The sequence below is a fragment of the Kitasatospora sp. NPDC101183 genome (assembly GCF_044767945.1).
GTDB lineage: Bacteria > Actinomycetota > Actinomycetes > Streptomycetales > Streptomycetaceae > Kitasatospora.
Map to the genome: position 1 here is coordinate 89,656 of NZ_JBIWOW010000023.1, position 19,187 is coordinate 108,842.

The window sequence follows — 19,187 nt, forward strand, 5'->3', positions numbered from 1 at the left end:
GGACGGGGCGGGGCGGGCGCGGTTTCCGGTGAGGTCAGTCGGCGTCGGGGAGGTGGATGCCCTCGTAGGCGAGCCACTGGGCGAAGGAGTGGAGGCCGTAGTCGAGGTCGACGGTGGGGTGCCAGCCCGGGGGGAGGGCCGTGGTGAGGGCCGGGGTGAGAGGGGTGGTGGGCGTGGCGGCGGGGGCCGGGGAGAGTTCGACGGGGGTGGGGCGGACGACGCGGTGGACGGTCTCGGCGAGGTCGCGGGTGGTGAGGGGCTTGTCGGGGGCGAGGGTGAAGGTGGTGGTGGCGGGCGGGGTGCGCAGGAGGGTGGAGAGGGCGGAGGAGAGGTCGTTGACGTGGAGGGGGTGGCGGGGGGCCTCGGGGTCGCCCTCGACGAGGATGGGGTGGCTGCGCAGGGCGCTCCAGACCATGCGGCCGAGGGGGGTGTGGCGGGAGGCGCCCGGGCCGTAGAGGTCGCCGAGGTGGAGCGTGAGGGTGGGCAGGCCGGGGCGGTGGACGAGCAACGGGCCGGTGCCGTCGGGGAGTTCGATGAGGGCGGCGGGTGAGGCGGCGGGGTCGGCGAGGCGGTGGCCGCGGTCGGTGAGGCCGCGGGCGAGGTGCTCGCCGAGGGGGGTGTCCGCGCGGGAGAGCGAGAAGGAGGGGAGCACGGCGCGGGGGCGCGGGCGGACGGGGCCGTCCTCCCGGGCGGCGAGGAGGCCGTGGCGGGTGAGGTCGGCGAGGCCGTCGCGCAGGGCGGCGATCTCCTCGGCGGTGCCGTTCTGGGCGATGCCGCCGGGGCCGAGGGTGGAGAGGCACTCGGCGAGGACGGCGGGGTCGGGCTCGCGCAGGGCGGGCAGGTCGTGGTGGACGAGGCCGGTGGTGTAGGCGGTGAGCCAGGTGCTCCAGGCGGTCTGCGGGTCGACGCCCGGGGTGGGGCGCGGCAGTCGGGAGCGGAGGCGGTCGACGGGGACGCCGAGGCCCTCCAGGTACTGCTCGCTCTCGATGTGCAGCCAGCGCGGGCGGCCGGGGCCGGGGAGGCGGACGTCGCAGCGGGCGACGCCGTACTTGGCGTACGGGATGACCTGAAGGTCAGTCAGTTGCAGTTCCTCGGAGCCGGGTCGGTCCTCGGGGAGGAAGCAGACGGAGCGGCGCGGGCCGCGGAAGGCGTTGCCGGAGATGCTGCCCTGGTCGTCGTGCTCGGCGAGGTTGGGCACGGCGACGAAGCGGGGGACGCCGGCGGCGCGCAGGTAGCGGTCCATCAGGATGTCGTCGGGCCAGGCGAAGAGGTGCCGGCGCGCGAACTCGACGTACCCGGCGGCGACTTCGCGCGGCAGGATGATGGCCACGCACGGGAAGTACTCGCCGACGGCGCCGACCCAGCGGGCGCCGGAGAGGGCGCCGAAGCGGACGGCGGCGCCGTTGCGGGAGTCCCAGAGGGCGAAGAGGGCGAGCGCGGCGTCCGGCATCGCCTCGACGGCCAGGCGGGCGCGCTCGAAGAAGGCGTCGGAGAGGATCATGTCGTCCTGGACGACGAGGTGGTGGGTGGCGCCCTCCTCGATGGCCGACCAGGCGGCGAGCGCGGTGCGCAGCACGGAGGGGCGGCCCGTCGGGTCCGGGTCGACGACCACGGAGAGCGCTCCGGGCGGGGCGTCGGCGGCGATCCTGCGGGCCGCCTCGATCCGCTTGGGGTGGGTCATCACCGAGCCGCTCGTGCGGTGGCGGGTCGGGCTGGTTCCAGGCATGTCCGGCGCTCCGCGTCTGATCGTCCCCATGCCTGCCGGAGGGGAAGGGACGGAAGCGCCCGTTCCGCTCCGTTCGGCCTCACGGGGACGCTACCAGGCGGAGATGACCTTGAAACAAGGGCGTCTTGATGACGTGTCAGGAGGGCTGAAAAGGCACTCTTGTCGTCTCCTGCGCACCAACCGCATGCTTTCGGGGCCACCGCTCCCGCGCAGAACCGGAGGGGAACCGATGAACGCGCCCAGCGTGCAGGCAGCATCCCTGGGGTCCGAATCCCAGGGCGCCGCATCAGAAGAATCGTTACTGCAGCGCCTCGGCGCCTTGCGGGACGCCCACGTCGTGGTCACGGGCGGAGGTGGTCTGGTCGGCAGTCGCGTCGTCGCGCTCGCACGCCGGGCCGGGGCCTCCGTCACCGTGCTGGACCGCTTCGACGCGTACCCCGAGGACGTCCGCGAGCTGTTCGGACTCGACCGCCTCGGAGCCGATCTGGTCGCGGGGGACATCTGCGACCGGGACACGGTGCGACGCGTCGTCAAGGACGCGGACTACGTGATCCACGCCGCCGCCTACGCCGACGTCGCCGCCTGCACCCGCCACCCCGACGTGGCCTTCGAGGCGAACGTGCGCGGCACCGAGACCGTGCTGGAGGAGATCGCCGCCGCCCAGGTACGCCGGCTGGTGTTCATCTCCTCGGCGGCCGTCTACGGCAACGGCCGCCCGGACGTGACCGGCCCGCAGGTGTTCCACGAGGACCAGCCGCTCGTCCCCGTCTCGGTGTACGCCAACACCAAGCTGTGGGCCGAGCACCAGGCCCGGCTGATGCTGGTCGGCCCGGACAAGGCCGAGTTCACCGTGCTGCGCTACTTCTCGGTCTACGGGGACCCGCAGATCCCCAAGCCCGGCAGCCACTCCTGGATGGTCGCCTGGATGGCCATGCACGCCCACCTCGGCCTGCCGATCCACCTCAACGGCGGCGGGGTCCAGGTCCGCGACCTCGTCCACGTGGAGGACATCGCGGCCGCGACCGTGCTCGCCCTCGTCGCGGAACGGGCGGCCGGGCAGATCATCAACGTCGGTACGGGCAGGCCGACTTCGGTGCGCGACGTGGCCGACATGATCTCCCCGCACTTCCCGGGCTCGCGCCAGATCGTCACCCCGCTCCCGGAGGGCGACCCCCTCGGCGGCTACGCCGCCACCGAGCGGATGCGCGACCTGCTCGGGTACACCCCGAGGATCGGCGTCCGCGAGGGCGTCGAGCGGTACGTACGCTGGCTCCAGGCCAACCCGCAGGCCGTCCCCCAGTGGCTCGCCGCCACGGCGGCCGACCGGACCGCCTGAGCGGCACCGGGCCCAACAGGTAGGGAGAGTGCGTGAGTTACGTCGGCTCGTACGTGTGGAAGCTGCGGCAGAAGGTGGGCAGCCAGCTGCTCCTGCTGCCCGGCGCCCAGGTGCTCGTCGTGGACGACCAGGGGCGCTGCCTGCTCCAGAAACGGCGGGAGAACGGCCTGTGGGAGCTTCCCGCCGGGGCCTGTGAGGAGGGAGACACCTTCGCGGCCACCGCCGTACGGGAGTTGGAGGAGGAGACCGGACTGCGCGTCGAGGAGGACGATCTCGTCCCGTTCGCCTCCTTCTCCGACCCCGACCTCCACACGCTCACCTACCCGGGCGGCGACGTGGCCCAGTGCTTCGCGCTGTGCTTCGCCGCCCACCGCTGGACGGGGAGCATCGCGCCCGGGGAGGACGAGGTGCTGCGCGCCGAGTTCTTCGACCCGGGGAACCCGCCGGAGCCGCTCTACCGGGCGACGGCGGCGGTGCTGGAGCTGTACCGGCGCTTCGTCGACACGGGAAGGTTCCAGGCCCGGTGAGCGCCGACGGACCCCTGAGGGGGGCGCGCGCGGTCGTGCCCTGCCGGGCCTGCCTGTCCGGCGAGGACCTGGACTGGCTGGGCGGCCGCAGCGTCAGCGTGGCGCTCGACCTGACGACCACGGTGGAGGTGCTCCCGGACGGGCCACAGGCCCCCGGGGGCACCTCCGACGGCGGCTTCGGCAACGGCAATGGTTCCGGCAACGGCTCCGACGGCGGCGACTGGGCGCGGCAGGTGTGGGACTACCTGCGCGAGCGCCTCCACGGCCTGCCCGAGCGGCCCCCGGCCGTCCGGGTCGGCAGCGACGCCCCGGCCGCCAGCGGCCTGTCCTCCTCCACCGCGCTGATCGTCGCGCTGTTCGAGGCCTACCTCGCCGCCCTCGGCCGCACCGGCGAGGTCGACGTGGAGACCGTCACCCACTGGGCGTACCACTTCGAGTTCCTGGTCTTCAACGGCGGCGGCATGGACCAGGTCGCCGTCCTGCGGGGCGGCGCGCTGCTGCTGGAGGGCCGCCCCACCGGGCTGCCCGTGATCCGGGAGCGGGCGCTCTTCCCCGAGGACTGGACGGTCCTGGTGGTGGACTCCGCCACGGCCAAGTCCACCGGGGACCACATCCGGATCGTCCGGGCCCAACTCGCCGACGGCGACGCCAAACTGGCCGACTACCTGGCCACCGCCGACGCCGCCTCCGAGGAGGTCTGGAAGGCCCTCGGTGCGCACGACCTCGACGGCCTCGGCGCCGCCATGGGCCGGGCCCACGTGGCGATGCGGGACTTCCAGGCGATGTCCACGCCGTTCCTGGAGACGCTGCGCGACCTCGCCCGGGACCGCGTCGGCCAGCCGCTCAAGCTCAGCGGCGCGGGCGGCGGCGGGGCCCTGGTGGGCGTCTGCCCGGCCGAGGAGGCCGAGCGGACGGCCGCCCGGCTGCGCACGGCCTTCGAGGGCCACCCGGACGTCCGGGTGATGCCCGTACGGGCCGCGGGTCCCCGGGTCTGACCGAGACCGGCGCCGCCGGCCCTCCCGTCCTCGGGAGGGCCGGCGGCGCCGTTGTCGTGGGCGCGTGCCGGTGCAGGGAGAGGGGCACGCGATCAGGTGGTCAGGCGGTCAGATGAACGGGTCGTAGTCGGAGTCCAGGACGGGGGCGCCGTTGCCCTCGCCGATCCTCTCCAACTCCAGGTTGGACGCGTGGCGGGCGCAGTGGAACCGGCAGTCCGCGCTCGGGTTCACCAGACCGCGGTCGGAGTCCCGCCAGATCTCGACGAGGCTCTGGGTGACGGCGTCACCGATCTTCGCCTTCTCGTTGCCCCGGTGGTACGCACAGGCGTACACGCCGGAGGGCGTCACCAGGGTTCGCAATTCGGCGATCCGGCAGCGTTCGTAGTCCTTCGGTTGCACGGGCCCGCGGTTCGCCCGCAGGGAATGCAGCGTGGAGGAGTTGACGATCTGGAATGCGTCATCCTCCAGTCGGGCCGCCCGCGCCAATTGATCTTCGACGGAGGCGAGCAGGGAATCGGCGACCGGAACGATGTGGTGGTCGTCGTCGAACATGGCCTTGACCTCGAAGTAATCGCAGCCGATGTCGTGCGCCAATTCGGCGGCGGTGAGCACCTCGTGGTGATTGCTGACAGTATTCCCGTCGGCCTCCGTACGGGACATCACGAGGAACGAGTACCCGAGCGCCCCGGTCTTCGCCTCCGCGAGCAGACGCATGTTCGCGACCACCTTGTCGAAGACGCTGGCGCCCTTGCGGTCCGGCCGGAAGACGCCGTACGTGGCACTGGTGCCGGCGTCCATCGAGACCCGCACCCAGGAGGCGTAGGCGGCCAGTTCATCGAGGTTCTGCCTGATCAGCGTGCCGTTCGTGACCACGCCGATGGCGATCCCGGCCTCGCCGAGGACGCGCAGCACCCGCTTGGTCCCGGAGTGCGCGAGCGGTTCCCCGCCACCGATGAGGATGACCGCGCGGACGGACATCTCCACCAGTTCCCCGGCGAGTTCGGACAGGCGGTCCGCGGTGAAACGGCCCTGGTTCAGGAGTTTCCCGCTGATGCACTCCGGGCAGGCCAGGTCGCAGAAAGTAGTGGGGTCGAGATCGACGACGAGCGGGGCGCTGGAACGGGAACCGGCGGCCACCTCCAATATCCTCGGCCAGCTTGACGGTTGGTAAAGCTTGGAGACCAGGTCGAGACGATCGGCACCCATGGTTCTCCTTCGGTGTACGGGCTCATAGCTTCTCCTACCCTGCCCATAAAGGCCGGGACTAGGCATCGAGTTCCGGACACCTTGTGTTCTTGGCCGATTTCGGGAGCCCTTTTCCGGCCGATTCCCATTCGTCACGCGGGCCGCCCTTTCGAAATCTGCCACCATCGATCACCGGACGACCTCACCCCGCCCCCCGCCGTACGACGAAGGAGCACCCGAGATGAGCGCCGCACCCGCCGCACCGCGCGTCAGCGCCTCCGTGATGACCCACCCGGTGCGCCGGCCGCAGGCCGAGGAGCTGGCGGCCTGGCTCGGCGTCGGCAACCTCGCCGTGGACCCGGCGCCCGACGCCGGCCCCTCCGCGCTGCGCACGGCACTGGTGGCCTGGGGGCAGGCTGCCCCCGACGCCACCCACCACCTGATGGTCCAGGACGACGTGGCCGCCCCCGCCGCCCTGCTCGACCTGGTCACCCGCGCCGCGGCCCGCTTCCCCGAGGACGCGCTGGTCTTCTACACCAACTGGCACGCCCGCAACGGCGCCCTCTCCCGCCTCGCGGCCCTGGCCGGCGCGGCCTGGGTGCGCGGCGTGCCGCAGGAGTTCACGCCCACCCTGGCCGTCTGCCTGCCCGTCGACATGGCCGCGCGCTACCGGGAGTTCGGCGGCCGCAGCAGCGACCGGCACGACGACGAGGTGCTCTCCGCCTTCCTGCGCCCCGGCGGCCGGATGGCCCTGCTGGCGGTGCCGAACGTCGCCGAGCACACCGGCACCAGCAGCATCAACGGGCACGCCTCCCAGGGCGTGCGCAAGGCCGCCTGCCCCGTCGACGAGGCCACCGCCCGGCCGCTGCTGGCCGACGGCCCGGTGCTGGAGCGGCCGGACTGGCTGCCGTACATGCGCAACGGCGAGGGCTTCCTCCAGCTGTCCTGGGGCACCGGGCCCTCCGCCCACGTCCCCTGGCGGGAGGCGCTGGCGCAGACCGGGCTGACGGAGGAGGCGCTGCGCGAGCTGGAGGCGTCCCACCGGCCGGCCGGGGCCGTACGGGAGGTCGCCGACGCCTTCGGAGCCCGGTACGCCGAGGAGCTGTGGCTGCACGCCCTGCTCCTCGGCGCCCAGGCCCGGGCGGTGGAGGCGCGGCTGGACGGCGCTGCCGCCGGGCCCGAGCTGGAGCGGCTGCGCGAGCGGGCCGTCTCCACCCTGGGCCTGGCCAGCCTGCCCGCCGAGCAGCGCCCCGGGGTGACCCCCGGCCAGGCGGCGCTGCTCACCGAGTACGCCTGGAGCGCGATCCACTGCGGCCGCGACCTGCTCAGCTGGGCCGAGCCCGCGCGTCGTGGGTGATCCAGACCCCCGGCTCCCAGTAGGTCCCCAGGTCCCGCGCCCGTTCGATCCGGACGGGCGCGAGGCCGTGGGGGAAGACGTAGTCGCCGTCCTCGGGGAACTCCAGGCCCGTCCAGGACTCCCACTCGGCCACCGTCCCGGTGATCCGCGAGGACCGCGCCGTGCCGTGCCCGAGGATGCCGCCGACCTTGACCTGGGTGCGCACCCAGGGGTCGAAGGGCGAGCCGTCCTCACGCGCCCAGGCGGCGTAGCGCTCGATCGGGGTGATCGGGTAGAGCTCCTTGTGGGTCGGCCGGACGGGGACGATGACGGTGTCCAGGCCGGCCGAGCCGGCGAGGACCGTCAGCTCCCGCAGCAGCACCTTCGACAGGCCCCGCCCCTGGTGCACCGGGGAGACCTCCACGCCGAGCGCGCACAGGGCGGTCGGCGCCGTCCCGGCCGCGCGCTCCTCGAAGGCGGCCGCGATGGACGCGTCCAGCCCGTCGCCGAGCCCGGCGGGCGTGCCGTCCCAGGCGCGGGGGAGGGAGCGGCCGGTGCCGAGGACGGCGTCGGCCTTCTCGTCGTACAGCAGGAACTGGTACTCGGGGAACTCCGCGAACATCCGGTCCCAGTAGAGGTCCCCGATGTCCCCGTGCAGGTTGTACTCCGGCACCACGCCGGCGAAGTCCGCCGGGATGCGGTCCCACAGCTCCGGGCGCTCGCTGTGGCGCACGGTGATCCAGTGCTCCTCCCGCCCGCTCACGCCGGCACCTCCGCGTCCCAGACCACCATCAGCGGCAGGCCCGCCCAGGCGGCGCGGGCGGCGTCGGCCACGAACTCCTCGTAACCGCCGGGCGCCAGGCTGCCGTTGAACAGCGGCTCGTGGCAGGCGCGGACGTCCAGGCCGGCCGCGGCGAAGGCGGCCAGGTACTGCCCCGGCAGGTGCAGGTTGTTGCGGACGAACCCGAGGCTGCCCGGGCCGCGCACGAAGACGCACTGGCCCTGGAGGGCGATGACGATCGGGTGCAGGTCCGAGACGACGATCCGGCCGCCGGGCCGGACGACCCGGGCCAACTCGCCGATGGCTGTGGTGAGTTCACTCTGGTGCGTCATGGCCATCGAGCACACGGCCACGTCCACCGAGTCGTCCTCCAGCGGCAGCGCCTCCAGCCGGCCGATCCGGTACTCGGCCTGCGGGGAGCGCCCGCGCGCCTGGGCGATCATCTCGGGCGACTGGTCCACCCCGATGGTGCGGTGGCCCCGGGCGAGCAGGGCGGCGGTCTGGCGGCCGGTGCCGCAGGCCGCGTCCAGCGCGACCCCGGCGGGCAGGCCGTCGAGGATGCCGTGGACGACCGGCTCCTCGACCTGGATGAAGGAGCTGGGCAGGGTGTCGTACCGCTGCGCCCACTCCGCGTAGCCGCCGGCGAGGTCGAGCTCGTCCACCGCCGCCTCGGCGTCGGGCATCGGCTCCTCGTCCTGCGTGGCGAACCTGCGGATCTCCTCGACGCGGGCCTTGAGGAAGGCCTCGTCGCCGTCGACGGCGTTGCGCAGGAGCGCCAATCCCTCGATCCCCAGAATCAGTTCGCGGACGTGCAGCCTGCTGTCCGTCCGGTTGTCGATCCGGTCGTTCATCCGATTCCCCTCGGCAGGAGGTGGTGTGGTGAAGCCCGATTTCCGCTACCCGCGCTCGGGAGGCGGCAGTCGTTTCCGTGGAGGCTTGTCCGGAACGGCGCGTTCCTTGGCCGAACTCCGGCCCGTGGAAAGGTCCGTGGTACGCACCTCGCGGGACGCACGGTAACGTGACCGTCCGTTCATTCGGGAAATCGGACCATGCTGGGGGAACGGTGTGATCGAGGGATATTTCGGCAGGGAGAGCGTCGTCGCGGGGGAAACGCTCGCATTTCACGTCTCGACCGGATCGGCGGCCTTCCGGGTCTGCTTCTACCGGCTCGGCCGGGCGGTGGAGTTCGTCGGCCGCACGGAATGGCTGACGGGCGTCCACCGGCCCCCGCCGCCGCACCCGGACGGCGTCGCCGGCCACGCCGACCCGTCGGTGGACTGGGACTGGCCCGCGTACGCGTACGAGGTCCCCGCGCACTGGGCGCCCGGGATCTACGTGGCGGTCTTCGTGGAGGAGGGCGCGGGCGGTGACCCGGTCCTGGACGCCGGCACCCTGGAGGGCCCGGAACGGGAGTACTTCGTGGTCAGGCCCGTGGAGCCGGGCCGGCACTCCCGCATCCTGTACAAGAAGTCGAGCTTCACCCGGCACGCCTACAACCGCGCCGACCACCCGGCCGCCGAGCGCGCGGCCAGCCTCTACGACAACCCGGTCCACCGCACAGGGGAGGACGGCGGCCCGCGCGGCCACAAGCTGAGCATGCGCCGGCCCGGCGGCATCATCGACCTGGCGTACTGGGACGCCCCGTTCATCGCCTGGCTGGAAAGGAACGGATACCCGGTCGAATACTGCACCGACCTCGATCTGCACCGGGATCCCGAACTACTGGACTCCTACGATCTGCTGCTGAGCGTCGGCCACGACGAATACTGGAGCGCCGCCATGCGCGAGCGCGTGGAATCCTTCGTCGGGGGCGGCGGAAACGTGGCGTTCCTGAGCGCCAACACCTGCTGGTGGCGCGTTCACCTCACCGACGACGACACGGCATTCGTCTCCGACACCGATCACCACGTCGGCGGGGTCTACCCCCACCTCCCGGCCACCGACCTCTGGTGGGCCGATAAACCGGACGGAATCGGCGAACCGGAGAATTCCCTCACCGGCGTGAGTTTCCGAAACGGCGGCATGTGGCCCGGCGCATGGCCCGGCGACCGCCCCCTGGACGGCTACACCGTCCAGCACGCCGACCACTGGGTCTACCGGGGCACCGGCCTGCGCGACGGTTCCGACGGCGGCCCCGCCGACGCGCTGGGCGCGGGCACCCCGCTCATCGGGTACGAGTGCGACGGCGCGGCCTTCGCCTACGACGCCGACGGCGTGGCCCGGGCCACCGGCGCGGACGGCACCCCCGACTCCTTCCTCATCCTCGGCCTGCACGTGCTGCGCCCGGTGAACGCGGACTTCCACACCATGGCGTGGAGCCACTGGAACTGCCCGGAGCGCGAGGCCGGAGCCACCGGCCCGCGCGCCGCCACCATGGGCCTGTACACCCGGGGCGGGACGGTGTTCACGGCCGGGACCACCGACTGGCCCACCGTCGTCGGGCGCGGACAGGACGCGGCGGTCGAGCAGGTCACCCGCAACCTGCTCGACCGCCTGCGCCACCGCACCTCGGGGACGACGGGCCTCACAGCAGGTCCGCCACCGCCGACAGGGAGCTGATCCGGACGGCCCCGTCGAGCAGCGGCGGGGCCTGTCCGAAGTCCACCGCGGCGTCCGGCCGGCACAGGTGGGCGGCCCGCATGCCGACGGCCAGCGGGCCCTCGACGTCCGGGCCCCAGGCGTCGCCGACGAACAGCGCCTCCTCGGCGCGCAGGCCGCAACCCTCCAGCGCCGTACGGAAGATGAGCGGATGGGGCTTGCGCACCCCGGCCTGCGCCGAGGTGACGGCCACGTCCACCAGGTCGGAGAGCCCGACGGCGGCGACGGCTCCCTCCAGGTCCCAGAACCAGTTGGAGCACAGGGCCACCGTCAGCCCGCGCCGGCGAAGGTCCGCGAGCGTGTCGCGGACGTCCCCGTACGCCTCCAGGCGCATGGCCTTGGTGGCGGCGTCGAGGTCGGCCGCGAGGCCGTCGAGCTGGTCGGCGGGTACGCCGCAGCCCTCGGCCCTGGTCCTGAGTCGGCTCAACTCCCAGGTGTGGTACGCCTGTTCGCTGACCGACTCGGCCGTGTGCTCCTCCCCGTCGGCCGGGCCGACGGACCACTGGTCGCCCCAGAGGGCGCCCTGCGCGCCCAGCCCGCGCCGGTCGAACACCGACGCGTGGCTGGGCGGCAGGGGGGCGACCATGCGGACGAGCGTTCCGTAGAAGTCGAAGATCACGCCCCGGGTGCGCGCCATCGGCCTCAGTACTTCCCGTACCGCCGCGGGAAGTAGTCCTCCATCCCGCCCTCGCGCTCGATGTCGACGGTCGAGCAGTGCAGCCCGCCGCCGAAGGGGCCGACCGCGCGGAACGGCACCGGCACGATCTCGAAGCCGTAGCCCGAGAGCTGCTCGGAGAGGTGGACCTCCTTCTCCTCGATGCACAGGGTGTTGTGGTCGAGGTTGAGCATGTTGGCCGCCAGCCAGGGGCTGCAGAAGGAGAGCTTCGGCGGGTGGTCCCAGCTCGCGGGCTGCACCGCCTCCACGATCTCCCAGTCATTGAGCTTGAAGAACTCCATCAGCTCAGGGTCGGCGAGCCGCTCCCCGCAGTGCAGCACCAGGCCCGGGCGCAGCGGCACCCAGGTGGAGTCGATGTGCAGCGGGTGGGTGTTGGTGGAGGTCACCGCGTGGACGCGGTGCTCGGGGTAGTGCCGCTTGAGCCAGTCGTAGCCGCTGCGGTTGGTGACGAAGGAGAGCTGGACGAAGAGGTCCTTGCCGAAGCGGGCGACGTCGGCCGCGTCGAAGAGCGGCTCGGCCTCGGTGAGTACCAGGTCGTAGTCGCGGACCCTCGCCAACTGCTCCTCCGTGGTCTGGGAGTTGAACACGTCCCAGAACCCGGGGTTGAAGGAGGCGTCGGTCAGCCGGGGCTTGGGGGCGGCCTCCCAGCGCATCTTCTCGTCGGCGTCGAAGAGCTTCTGCAGGACGGGCCGGTAGCAGAGGTACTCGAACCACCGGCTGCGGTAGGACATGGTCGCTTCGAGGACCTCGTTGCCCACGGTGAGCAGGAGGTCCCGGGGCGGCATGCAGCCGAACATGGAGTCCTGCGTCCACTCGGGGGTGGAGACGGGGGCGCTGAAATCGATGGGCGTGGGCCGGTCGACGCGGACGCCGCGCTTGCGCAGCAGCTCGGCGAAGTTGTCCAGCTCTTCGTTGGCCGCCGCGGTCATGTCCTCGGGCATGGGCCCGTAGGTGCCCAGCGGGAAGCCGTCGTCCGGGTAGTCGCGGCGGACGGCGAGTTCGGGGGCCTGGACCATGGTGCCGTCGGCGCGGCCGACGATCACATGGCGTAGGGGGTCCCAGCCGTTCCAGGAGTTGACCCTGAGGGGCCGTTCGGTCGCGTCCGTGGTCTGCGCGCTGCGCTCGGTCACGTGGCGCACCCTTCGGTAGGGGTTGGTGAAGCCACCGTGCCGCCAGGGGTGGTGACCGTCAAGAGTGGCTCGATTGCCGGTGGTGACCTTTGCGTCATTGTCGAGGTTGACAGGGGTCGGCGGCAAACTATGCCGCCGGAGGTATAACCCCACGTGTCTAGACCATTGAACTGATGTGTCGTCAGTCGACTGGTGTTGCCGGTGATGGCCGAAAGTCGGTACCAGCAGCGTGAGTTGACTCTCTCTTGGGTAATTGCGACCGGCAGTCGGCGGGATAGAGGAGCAGACATGACAAGCAGATTGCGAGAGGTCGTCGCCGCGGCCTCCATCGTGGCCGTGCTCGCGGGCACGGCCGGTTGTTCGAGCGGCTCCGGCACGTCCAAGGGCTCGGGCAAGCTCACCGTCTGGTTGATGGTGGACGCCCAGGAGAGCTGGCCGGATCTGGTGGAGACCGTCAACACCCGTTTCAAGCAGGCGCATCCGGGCACGGACGTCGCCGTCGAGTACCAGCAGTGGACCACCAAGAACCTCAAACTGGACGCCGCCCTGGCCGGCCGCGACGTGCCGGACGTCGTGGAGATGGGCAACAGCGAGACGGTCAACTACATCGTCAACGGCGCCTTCGCGACCGTCGACCCGGCGAAGTTCGACCAGTCGGCCCAGTGGCTCCCCGCCCTGCGCGAGCCCTGCGAGGACAACGGCAAGACCTACTGCGTGCCCTACTACGTCGGCGCCCGGGTCGGCATCTACCGCACCGACCTCTTCCAGCAGGCCGGTCTGACCAAGGCGCCCGACACCTACCCCGAGCTGATCTCCGACCTCGACGCGCTCAAGGCGAAGTTCGGCGCCGCGGACAAGGCCTTCTCGGCGTTCTACATGCCCGGCCGCTACTGGTACGCCGCGATGGCCTTCGTCAAGGACACCGGGGGCGAGATCGCCGTCAAGAAGGACGGGAAGTGGCAGAGCGCCCTGTCCAGCCCCAAGTCCGTCGAGGGGCTCAAGGCCTGGAAGGCGCTGATCGACGCGTACTACGTGGGCGACCGCTCCAAGGACAACGGCGACGAGCCGGCCGTCGTCGGCCAGGGCAAGGTCGGCGTCTTCTACGGCAACACCTGGGAGGCCGACTCCGCCGCCGACCCGCAGGGCGGCGGGAACCCGGACCTCAAGGGCAAGTTCGCCTCCTTCGCCTTCCCCGGCCCCTCCGGCAGCGGTCCGCTGCCGCCCTTCCTCGGCGGCTCCGAACTGGCCGTCCCCGTGAAGTCCAAGAACCAGGACCTCGCCCAGGAGTGGATCAAGCTCTTCACCGACCGGACGTCCCAGCAACGCCTGATCAAGGCCAACACCCTGCCCAACAACAGCGCGCAGCTCGGCGAGGTGGACGCGGGCGGCGTCAACGGGCCCGCCGCCAAGGCCGCCACCCGCGGCTGGGTCACCCCCCAGGCGCCGGGCTGGGTCGCGGTGGAGAAGGCCAACATCCTCCCCGAGATGCTGGAGGACATCGCCACGGGCAAGCACTCGGTGGAGGACGCCACCAAGACGGCGGACGGGCGCATCGATGCCGTCATCAACAAGAACTGAGCCGGCCGCGGGGCCGGCCCTGCGCACCCCCGTGCGCACGGGCCGGGCCCCCGGCGGGCGGCGGCGGGTGGCGAAGCGGGCCACCCCGTACCTGCTGATCGCGCCCATGATCGGGACCCTGCTGCTGGTGCTGGGCTACCCGCTGCTCGACATGGTGCTGCTCTCCTTCAAGGACATGACCCGCAAGGAGCTGTTCGCGGGCACCTCCCCGCCCTGGGTCGGCCTCGACCAGTACCAGGCCGTCCTGTCCGACGGCTTCTTCTGGGTGGTCGTCGTCCGGACGGTGGCCTTCGCCTTCGTCTGCGCCGCGCTCACCATGGTCGGCGGGCTGGGCTTCGCGCTGCTGCTGCGGTCGGTCTCCACCTGGGTCAGGGCCGTGATCGTCGGCGTCCTCGTCGCGGTGTGGGCGATGCCGTTCATGGTCGCCGCCTCGGTGTTCCGCTGGCTCTCCGACGCCGACTACGGCGTGGTCAACTGGCTGCTCGGCGAGCTGACCGGCTCGGACTTCCGGGGCCACAACTGGTTCAGCAACCCCTGGGAGGGCTACGCCGTCATCGTCGCCGTCGTGGTCTGGGGGGCGATCCCGTTCGCGGCGATCACCCTGCACGCGGCGCTCGTCCAGGTGCCGGCCGAGCTGGAGGAGGCCGCGCGGGTCGACGGCGCCCGGGGGTTCGCTCTGTTCCGCCACGTCACCTTCCCGATGATCAGGCCGCTGTTCGTGGTGGTCGCCGCCCTGTCGGCGATCTGGGACTTCGGCGCGTTCAGCCAGATCTGGCTGATGCGCGGCGGCCAGCCCGAGCGCGACTACTACCTGCTGGGCGTCTACTCCTTCATCGAGTCCTTCGCCGTCAACCGCTACAGCGCGGGGGCCGCCATCGCCATCGTCACCGTCCTGCTGCTGCTCGTCGGCTCCGGGTTCTACCTGCGCCAGATCCTGCGGACGGGAGAGGTCGAATGAGCACCACCGACGGGAGGCGGCGCCGCAACCGCCGCCTCGCCGACGCCACCGGGCTGATCGCGGCCGCCGTGATGGCCTTCCCCGTCTACTGGATGCTCCTGACGGCGTTCCGCCCCGCGAGCCAGATCCTCCACCTGCCCCCGCAGTTCTGGCCCGGCCCCTTCACCCTGGACAACTTCCGACGGGCGATCGGCTCGGACACCTTCTGGGAGAACGTCCGCTCCAGCGTGGTCATCGGCGTGGCGACGGTGCTGATCTCGCTCGTCGTCGGCACCCTCGCCGCCTTCGCCATGGCCCGGTTCGCCTTCGCCGGGCGCCGGGCGCTGGTCCTCGTGCTGCTGTGCGTCCAGACCATTCCGCTGATCGCCCTCGTCATCCCCGTCTACCTGCTGCTCAACGACCTCGCCCTGACGGACACCCTGGCCGGGGTGGTCCTCACCTACCTCGCCTTCGCCCTGCCCTTCACGGTCTGGATGCTGCGCGGGTTCATCGTCGCCATCCCCCCGGAGCTGGAGGAGGCCGCGATGGTGGACGGCTGCGGCCGGCTCGGCGCGTTCCGGCGCGTCACCCTGCCGTTGCTCGCCCCCGGTCTCGTCGCCACCTCGATCTTCGGCCTGGTGCAGGCCTGGAACGAGTACGTCCTCGCGTACGTCCTGCTCTCCAGCAACGACAAGCGCACGCTCCCCATCTGGCTGGTCTCCTTCCAGACCAGCTTCGGCACGGACTACGGCGGCCTGATGGCCGGTGCCACCCTGACCGCCCTGCCGGTGGTCGTCGCCTTCCTCCTCGTCCAGCGGCGGATCGCGGCCGGGTTGGCCACGGGAGCCATCCGGGGCTGAGCCGACCGGGCCCAGGGGCACTGCCGGTGGCCGCATGCGCGCGTCGGGCGCGGGGCGGCCGGTGCTCCTGGGGGCCGGATGGGGTCGGATGGGGTCGGATGGGGTCGGATGACCAAGACGAGGTCGGCTCCGGTAAGGGGCGGTTAAAATCCTTGCCCGGCCGGGGAGTCGGCGCGTCGGAGTCGGCGGCTTCGGTGCGTGGGCGACCGGGCCGGACGGGGCGGGCGCGGCGCCGTCCCAGGGAGCGGTCGGGCCGCCGTCGGGCGGCGTGCCGGAGGGGCGGGCGGAGCCCTCGGGCGTCGCGTACGGGCCCTTGTGCGCGCCCATCAGTGAAATATCATATGGCGCATTGCACAGCGGCGCCCGGGTGAGATCCGGTTCCCCGTCCCCCACCGCGCCCCGTTGGCGATCAGTCGACTCCGCGTGGGCGCCGCATCGAGCGTTGCCTCCCCCCCCCCCCCCACGTCACGAGAGACGGAACCCGACCTGTGATCAGATTCCGATCCCGCCTGCCCGAACGCGCCCGGCGCGGCCCGCGAACAGCGGCCGTGGCCCTCGCGGCCGCGCTGGCCGGAGCCGCGCTGAGCAGCCCGCTGTCCGCGACCGCCGACTCCCACGCGCCGGCCGTCACCGTGGTGGCCCAGCCGGGCACCCCGAAGACGGCCGCCGCCCCGCAGAAGTCCGGCCCGCGCCGGGCCAAGGCGGCCAGGACCGGCCCGGTCGCCGCTGCGAACACCGGGACCAAGAAGGCTCCCCAGCTGGTGGACGGCGCCGACCCCGGCTCCGGCAAGAACGGCGACGGCAACGTCGCCAACGAGTACGACCTCCAGGTCACCTACAAGGGCGGCCAGGAGTCGACCGGTGTGGTGATCGGCGCGCCCAAGGTCTACCTGGTGCTCTGGGGCTCCCAGTGGGGCACCCCGTCGACCAACCCGGCCGGTGACGTCGCGACGACCGGCGACCCGGACCAGGCCGCCCCGTACCAGCAGGACTTCTTCAAGGGCCTCGGCAGCAAGGGCGACGGCTGGAGCGCCGTCCTGACCCAGTACTGCGAGGGCATCGCCGCCGGCTCCGTCCAGTGCCCGGCCGGGTCCGCGCACATCCCGTACCCGCAGCAGGGGAGCGTGCTCGCGGGCGTCTGGGTGGACAACGCCGCCGCCGCGCCGCAGTCCGCCACCGAACCGCAGATCGGCGCCGAGGCGCTGGCCGCCGCCAAGCACTTCGGCAACCTGACCGAGGCGCAGAACCGCAACGTCCAGTACATCATCGACTCGCCGCAGGGCACCGACCCGGACAAGTGGAAGGAGCTGGGCTACTGCGCCTGGCACGACTTCCAGCGCTCTCCGTACGGTCAACTCGCCTACACCAACATGCCGTACCTGACGGACGTCGCCGGCTGCGGCACCAACTGGTTCGGCGAGAACACCCCGCGGGGCCGGCTGGACGGCTACGGCATCATCGGCGGCCACGAGTACGCGGAGACGGTGTCCGACCCGAACACCCCGGGCGGCTGGACCGACGCCACCGGCCAGGAGATCGGCGACAAGTGCGCCTGGATCCCGAAGGGCTCCAACGGCGGACTGTTCTTCGAGAACCTGTCGACGGGCAGCTTCCCGCTCCAGACCCTGTGGTCCAACTCCGACCACCTGTGCACGGACTCCGACCCGATCGTGACCAGCCCGCCGGTCTCGGTGAGCACCATGTGCGACCGGAACGACAAGGCCGGGCAGCCGCTGTCGATCCCGGCGGTGGGCGTGTCCAGCACCGGCTCGGCCCTCACCTACAGCGCCACCGGGCTGCCGCAGGGGCTGGCCGTCGACGCGACCAGCGGCGTGATCTCCGGCACCGCCTCGGCGACCACCGGCTACCAGCGGGTCACCGTGACGGCCACGGACAGCGCGGGCAAGGCGGCGTCCACCGGCTTCTGGGAGAACGTCAGCACCTCCGGCGGACCGGGCTGCGGCTCCATCGAGCAGCTCACCGACGCCGGATTCGAGAACGGCTCGGCCGACGTCAACCACACCGTGATGACGGACGCCTGGGGCCCGTCGGGGTACAACATCATCACCCCGTCCAGCCTGCACGCGCCGCACTCCGGCTCCTGGTACGCCTGGCTCGGCCAGAACACCGGGACGGACGACTCCATCACCGCGTACCTGAACACCTACCCGGGCTACGGGCAGGCCACCTTCTCCTTCTGGCTGGACGTCGAGTCCACCAACACCTCCGCCTCCGCGCCCGACACGCTGTCCCTGGTGGCGATCAACCAGTACACGGGGCAGCCGATCGGCACGCTGAAGACGTGGAGCAGCCAGAACGCGGCCGGCGGCTACCAGTACCAGTCGGTCGACCTCTCCCCGGTGATCGGCCAGGTCGGCTGGGGGACCACGATCGGCCTCAAGCTCGTCTCCCACGAGACCGGCGCCAACCCGACCACCGCCTTCCTGATCGACGACACCTCGGCCCGCGAGAGCTGAGCACCCGCGCGAACGACGGCCCCGGCACCGTGCCCCACGGCGCCGGGGCCGACGCCGTGCCCGGCACCGGCTCTAGGGTGGGGACGATCAGGGAGGAGAGCAGATGAGCAACGAGGTACGCGTCGGGCTGGTCGGGGTGGGCATCATCGCCCGGACCCACCTCGCCGTCCTGGCCGAACGGGCGGACGTGGCACTGGAGTTCACCGTCGACCCGAAGGCCGGGCCGGTCGACTTCCGGGGCGGGACCCCGCCCCACTACACCGGGCTCGCCGAAGCACTCGACGCCCACCGGCCCGACCTGATCGTCCTCGCCACCCCGACGGACACGCACGCCGACCTCGTCACCCTGGCCCTGCTGCGCTCCACCGCCACCGTCCTGGCCGAGAAGCCCCTCGTCCACGACCTCGCCTCCCTCGACCGGCTGCGCGCCCTGGGCGAGCAGACCGACCTGCGCGGACGGCTGTTCACCGCCCACCACTTCGCGTTCTCCCCCGAGGTGGACTGGGCCGCCGAACAGCTCGCCTCGCACCCCGCGTGGGGGCCGGTCACCACCATCACCTCGGCCTTCCACGACCCGTACGTCCAGCGCGGCGAGCAGGCCCGCGCCTCGTACGGCAGCAGCTGGACGGACTCCGGGGTCAACCAGCTCAGCATGCTCACCCGCTTCGTCGAGCTCACCGGGCTCCTCTCCGCCCAGCAGCTGGACGGCGGCATGAGCGCCTGGTGCACCGTCGCCTTCCGCTCCCGCGGCGAGACGGGCACGGCCCGGCTGCGCAGCAGCTGGCTGACGGGCGCCAGCAGCAAGGAGAGCAGCCTGGCGCTCGGGCGCTCCGGCGTGGAGCTGTTCCTCGATCACACCGCGATGACCGGATTCGCCGTCCACGAGGGCGAGTTGCTCGCCGCCTTCGGCAACGACGGGCGGACGGACCGCAAGGTGGCCCACTACCGGCCGCTCTACGCGAGCCTGCTGTCGGGCCGGCCGGACCCGGTGCTCGGCTTCGAGGCCACCGAGCGGGTGACCACGATCCACCGCGCGGGCTAGCGT

General features: G+C 72.1%; 16 protein-coding genes. 10 read left to right on the forward strand and 6 right to left on the reverse strand.

The window, feature by feature from the left end; genetic code table 11:
* Window positions 1-34: 34 nt before the first annotated feature.
* Window positions 35-1,726 (reverse strand): NAD-dependent epimerase/dehydratase family protein, encoded by a 1,692-nt coding sequence (locus ACIRRS_RS28810; protein ID WP_402976506.1) that lies wholly within the window; start codon window positions 1,724-1,726, stop codon window positions 35-37.
* A 319-nt stretch (window positions 1,727-2,045) separates the two neighbouring features.
* On the opposite strand from ACIRRS_RS28810, the gene ACIRRS_RS28815 reads away from it, so the two are divergent.
* Genes ACIRRS_RS28815 through ACIRRS_RS28825 form a run of 3 tightly spaced genes read left to right on the forward strand, consistent with a single transcriptional unit; the run spans window position 2,046 to window position 4,584 of the window.
* Entirely contained in the window at window positions 2,046-3,062 is a 1,017-nt protein-coding gene (locus ACIRRS_RS28815) for an NAD-dependent epimerase/dehydratase family protein (protein ID WP_402976509.1), read from the forward strand.
* A gap of 32 nt (window positions 3,063-3,094) precedes the next feature.
* Entirely contained in the window at window positions 3,095-3,589 is a 495-nt protein-coding gene (locus ACIRRS_RS28820; protein WP_402976512.1) for an NUDIX domain-containing protein, read from the forward strand.
* Window positions 3,586-4,584: a mevalonate kinase gene (locus ACIRRS_RS28825; RefSeq protein ID WP_402976514.1), complete on the forward strand. Its 999-nt coding sequence runs from the start codon at window positions 3,586-3,588 to the stop codon at window positions 4,582-4,584. The genes ACIRRS_RS28820 and ACIRRS_RS28825 overlap by 4 nt, the downstream gene beginning before the upstream one ends.
* Window positions 4,585-4,692: 108 nt before the next feature.
* Here the strand turns inward: ACIRRS_RS28825 and ACIRRS_RS28830 are convergent, their stop codons facing one another.
* Window positions 4,693-5,790, reverse strand: a complete 1,098-nt coding sequence (locus ACIRRS_RS28830) for a radical SAM/SPASM domain-containing protein (protein WP_402976516.1) — start codon at window positions 5,788-5,790, stop codon at window positions 4,693-4,695.
* 220 nt (window positions 5,791-6,010) lie between these two features.
* Between ACIRRS_RS28830 and ACIRRS_RS28835 the strand changes: the two genes are divergently transcribed.
* The gene (locus ACIRRS_RS28835) at window positions 6,011-7,126 is read left to right on the forward strand and encodes a hypothetical protein (RefSeq protein ID WP_402976519.1); all 1,116 of its coding nucleotides are present in this window, start codon (window positions 6,011-6,013) and stop codon (window positions 7,124-7,126) included.
* On the opposite strand, the gene ACIRRS_RS28840 is transcribed toward ACIRRS_RS28835, so the two are convergent.
* Together ACIRRS_RS28840 and ACIRRS_RS28845 are read right to left on the reverse strand one after the other, a co-directional pair.
* Complete coding sequence (locus tag ACIRRS_RS28840) at window positions 7,095-7,868, reverse strand: N-acetyltransferase (RefSeq protein WP_402976521.1); 774 nt, start codon at window positions 7,866-7,868, stop codon at window positions 7,095-7,097. The two genes, ACIRRS_RS28835 and ACIRRS_RS28840, sit on opposite strands and share 32 nt — an antisense overlap.
* A complete protein-coding gene (locus ACIRRS_RS28845; RefSeq protein ID WP_402976524.1) occupies window positions 7,865-8,737 on the reverse strand; it encodes a class I SAM-dependent methyltransferase in 873 nt (290 codons plus the stop codon). Before ACIRRS_RS28845 ends, ACIRRS_RS28840 begins: the two co-directional genes overlap by 4 nt.
* Window positions 8,738-8,951: 214 nt before the next feature.
* On the opposite strand from ACIRRS_RS28845, the gene ACIRRS_RS28850 reads away from it, so the two are divergent.
* The gene (locus ACIRRS_RS28850) at window positions 8,952-10,445 is read left to right on the forward strand and encodes a N,N-dimethylformamidase beta subunit family domain-containing protein (RefSeq protein WP_402976527.1); all 1,494 of its coding nucleotides are present in this window, start codon (window positions 8,952-8,954) and stop codon (window positions 10,443-10,445) included.
* Here the strand turns inward: ACIRRS_RS28850 and ACIRRS_RS28855 are convergent.
* Together ACIRRS_RS28855 and ACIRRS_RS28860 are read right to left on the reverse strand one after the other, a co-directional pair.
* Entirely contained in the window at window positions 10,411-11,121 is a 711-nt protein-coding gene (locus tag ACIRRS_RS28855) for an HAD family hydrolase (protein ID WP_402976530.1), read from the reverse strand. The two genes, ACIRRS_RS28850 and ACIRRS_RS28855, sit on opposite strands and share 35 nt — an antisense overlap.
* A gap of 5 nt (window positions 11,122-11,126) precedes the next feature.
* Window positions 11,127-12,290, reverse strand: a complete 1,164-nt coding sequence (locus ACIRRS_RS28860; protein ID WP_402976533.1) for a serine/threonine protein kinase — start codon at window positions 12,288-12,290, stop codon at window positions 11,127-11,129.
* A gap of 288 nt (window positions 12,291-12,578) precedes the next feature.
* Here ACIRRS_RS28860 and ACIRRS_RS28865 point away from each other — a divergent pair, with 288 nt between their 5' ends.
* The 5 genes from ACIRRS_RS28865 (at window position 12,579) to ACIRRS_RS28885 (ending at window position 19,184) form a co-directional block, all read left to right on the forward strand.
* Window positions 12,579-13,868 carry an extracellular solute-binding protein gene (locus ACIRRS_RS28865; RefSeq protein ID WP_402976536.1) on the forward strand — a complete coding sequence of 430 codons (1,290 nt, stop codon included), beginning with the start codon at window positions 12,579-12,581 and terminating at the stop codon, window positions 13,866-13,868.
* The gene (locus tag ACIRRS_RS28870; protein ID WP_402976539.1) at window positions 13,846-14,826 is read left to right on the forward strand and encodes a carbohydrate ABC transporter permease; all 981 of its coding nucleotides are present in this window, start codon (window positions 13,846-13,848) and stop codon (window positions 14,824-14,826) included. Before ACIRRS_RS28865 ends, ACIRRS_RS28870 begins: the two co-directional genes overlap by 23 nt.
* On the forward strand, window positions 14,823-15,665 hold the full coding sequence (locus ACIRRS_RS28875) for a carbohydrate ABC transporter permease (RefSeq protein WP_402976542.1): 843 nt from the start codon (window positions 14,823-14,825) through the stop codon (window positions 15,663-15,665). Before ACIRRS_RS28870 ends, ACIRRS_RS28875 begins: the two co-directional genes overlap by 4 nt.
* Window positions 15,666-16,153: 488 nt before the next feature.
* Entirely contained in the window at window positions 16,154-18,142 is a 1,989-nt protein-coding gene (locus ACIRRS_RS28880) for an Ig domain-containing protein (protein ID WP_402976545.1), read from the forward strand.
* 103 nt (window positions 18,143-18,245) lie between these two features.
* Window positions 18,246-19,184 (forward strand): Gfo/Idh/MocA family protein, encoded by a 939-nt coding sequence (locus ACIRRS_RS28885; RefSeq protein WP_402976548.1) that lies wholly within the window; start codon window positions 18,246-18,248, stop codon window positions 19,182-19,184.
* Window positions 19,185-19,187 lie beyond the last annotated feature (3 nt).